Here is a 3,149-nt window from a genome sequence, read left to right as displayed (position 1 = left end):
GTCGGCGGCGCCGGCGGCGAGCTCGGCCGCCAGGTCGTCGACGGACTCGAAGTGCCGGTAGAAGGCCGTGGGGACGATGCCCGCCTCGCGGGCGAGCTCGCGCACGGCGAGGCTGCTGAAGCCGCGGCTCGCGACCGCTCGGCGCCCCGCATCGACGATGAGTGCACGGGTGTGCCGCTTCTGTTCCGCACGGGATCTGGGCGCTGTCACGTCCGCGATTCTAGCGATTGGCCCACATAACCGCATGTCGTTCGCCCCCGAAGGAATGTGACAGACGCCTCTCGAGGTGGACTCTTTTCATTTCGGAGAACACATGTACACTCAATTTCGTCCGGTGGTCGTACCGGGCGGATGCGCCCCCGAACGCGACCGCACCCATCCGGTGCGCGGCGCGCCGACCGAGAGGGCTGGCCGCATCCGCAGGCGCGACCCGACCACACCGACCGAGAACCTCACGGAGGTCCCGATGACCGCTCCTCCCTCACACTCGTCCTTCACGCGCCGACTCCTGTCCGGCACTCCGCTCTCGCGATCGGCTGGCCGGCTCTCCCGGCGCGGCGTCGCCGGCAGCCTGTTCTCCAGCGAACTCGCCCGCACCTTGTTCACGCCGCACCCGATCGAGCACTACGCCCGTTCGCTGGGCGTGACCTGGTCCGACGATCCGACCGGCGCCACGGTGGTGTCCGTCGACCGGCCGGTCGCTGACGTCACCGTCCTCACCCTGCGCCTTCCCGCTGGCGCCCGGCGCCCGGCGCCGGGTGCCGCGCTCGAGATCGGGGTGGTGATCGACGGTGTGATCCACCGCCGGCACTACTCCCCCGTCGACTCCGCATACCGCGCCGACGGCCTGGCCACGATCGCCGTCCGCCGGCATCCCGATGGCCTGGTGTCCGAGCACCTGTGGGCCGAGGCCGAGCCCGGCATGCGTCTGCTCCTGGGCAATCCGGCCGGAGAGATGTCGCTGCCCGAGACCCGGCCGAACGACATCCTGCTGGTCAGCGGCGGCAGCGGCATCACGCCGATGCTGTCGATCGCCTCGACCCTGGCCGCCGAGGACCACTGCGCTGCCGGCGACCCCGGCACCATGGGCCCGAACCTGGAGACCGCAACCGGGCGGGGTGGCCGCATCTCGTGGATCCACTACACCCGTCGAGTCGGTGATGTCCCGTTCCGCGACCGGCTCCGTGAGCTCTCCCTCGCCGGGATCGACGTGCAGGTGATCCCCACCGCCGAAGGCACGTCCACGCGCGGGCTCTCGGGACATCTCACCGCTGCACATCTCGAGGACGCCGCACCCTGGCACTCCGACGCCACGATCTTCCTGTGCGGGCCCGAAGGCCTGGCCGGCGGGCTCGAGGAGTCGCTCGGGGCAACCCGGTTCGCCGAGGTCCAGCGCGAGCGTTTCGCCGCCACCGTGGCCGACGTTCCGGACACCGACGGCGGTGCCGTCACGCACATCACGAGCGGTGTCACCGCCGACAACCCCGGAAAGACCCTGCTCGAGGGCGCCGAGGACGCGGGCCTGAGCCCGCAGCACGGCTGCCGCATGGGCATCTGCCACACCTGCACCGCGGTTCGCGTCTCCGGCGCGACGCGGGATCTGCGCACCGGCGAGGTCGACTCTGAACCCGGCTGCCTCGTCCAGATCTGCGTCTCCGCCCCGGTCGGCGACGTCGAGATCGAGCTCTAGACCATTTCCTCCCACCCGCCCGGAAAACAACCCCGGAAGGACACCAACCATGGCACTCCTGCCACTGCCCGGACTGAAATCCGATAAGACACCCCAGACTGAGAAGCCCGCCAAGGAACCGAAGGCACCCAAGGCTGAGAAGCCGGCGAAGGCCGAGAAGGCACCGAAGGCACCCAAGCCCGCCAAGGCCGCAAAGCCGGCTAAGGCAGCCAAGCCCGATAAGGCTCCAAAGATTGCCAAGAAGGCCAAGGCCACCGAGGCGCCGGAGCCGATCGTGCTGTCCGCCGAGGCCGTCGAGATCATCGGCCGCGAGCTGGACGAGATCCGCGACCGGATCGTCGCCGACCTCGGGACGTCCGACCGTGACTACATCCTCCGGATCGTCCGGCTCCAACGGCGACTCGAACTGGCCGGGCGCGGCCTCATGTTCCTCGGGTTCCTCCCACCCGCCTGGCTGGCGGGCGTCGCGGCGCTGAGCGCGTCCAAGATCCTCGACAACATGGAGATCGGCCACAACGTCATGCACGGCCAGTACGACTGGATGCGCGACGACATGCTCCACTCCACCAGCTTCGAGTGGGACAACGTGTGCCCGTCGGACCAGTGGCGCCACTCGCACAACTACATGCACCACACGTACACCAACATCCTCGACCTGGACCGGGACATCGGCTACGGCATCTTGCGGATGGAGTACGAGCAGCCGTGGAACCCGCTGCGCCTGGGCAACCCGGCGTACGCGTTCGCGCTCATGATGCTGTTCGAGTGGGGCGTGATGCTGCACGACCTGGAGTACGAGAACGTGCTCAAGGGCAAGCGGAAGTGGTCCGACGTCAAGGGTCTGGTGGCCGGCTGGTGGCGCAAGGTCCGCGGCCAGGTGGCCAAGGACTACATCGTCCACCCGGCGCTCACCGGCCCCTTGTTCCCGCTGACGTTCGCCGGTAACTTCACCGCGAACATCGTCCGCAACATCTGGGCGTTCTCGGTGATCTTCTGCGGCCACTTCCCCTCCGGCGCGCAGGTGTTCACGCAGGAGGAGACCGCCGAAGAGACCCGCGGCGAGTGGTACGTGCGGCAGATGCTCGGCTCGGCCAACATCTCCGGCAGCCACTTCATGCACGTCGCGACCGGCAACCTGTCGCACCAGATCGAGCACCACCTGTTCCCCGACCTGCCGGCGCATCGCTACCCGGAGATCGCGAACGATGTGCGGCGGATCTGCGAGGAGCACGGCCTGCCGTACAACTCGGGGCCGCTGTGGAAGCAGGTCGCCAACGTGTGGGCCAAGATGTTCCGCCTGGCCCTGCCGCTGCCGCCCACCCCGGCGGACTCGCCGGCGGTGATCATCGAGCGTCGACCCAAGGCCGAGGCCGCCGCCTGATCGCTGCGGCGCGTTGATCCGCGGGCCCGGTGCACTGACGTGTGCCGGGCCCGCGTCGCGTTGGGCGGGGCCGCGTCG

The 3,149-nt window shown here is 69.2% G+C and carries 3 protein-coding genes; 2 read left to right on the top strand and 1 reads right to left on the bottom strand.

What is annotated here, in order from left to right; translation table 11 throughout:
• Positions 1–210 (bottom strand): TetR family transcriptional regulator (locus G6016_RS14700; protein WP_182633362.1); only part of this gene is annotated, 210 nt, incomplete at its 3' end.
• Positions 211–466: 256 nt separating this feature from the next.
• Between G6016_RS14700 and G6016_RS14695 the strand changes: the two genes are divergently transcribed.
• Positions 467–1,690 (top strand): flavin reductase family protein, encoded by a 1,224-nt coding sequence (locus G6016_RS14695; RefSeq protein ID WP_182633361.1) that lies wholly within the window; start codon positions 467–469, stop codon positions 1,688–1,690.
• Positions 1,691–1,739: 49 nt separating this feature from the next.
• Entirely contained in the window at positions 1,740–3,071 is a 1,332-nt protein-coding gene (locus G6016_RS14690; RefSeq protein ID WP_241730340.1) for a fatty acid desaturase family protein, read from the top strand.
• The last annotated feature ends 78 nt before the right edge of the window (positions 3,072–3,149 follow it).

The organism is Dietzia aerolata, from assembly GCF_014144865.1.
In the GTDB taxonomy this organism is placed as follows: Bacteria; Actinomycetota; Actinomycetes; order Mycobacteriales; family Mycobacteriaceae; genus Dietzia; species Dietzia aerolata.
This window is presented reverse-complemented; position numbering and strand designations above follow the sequence as displayed.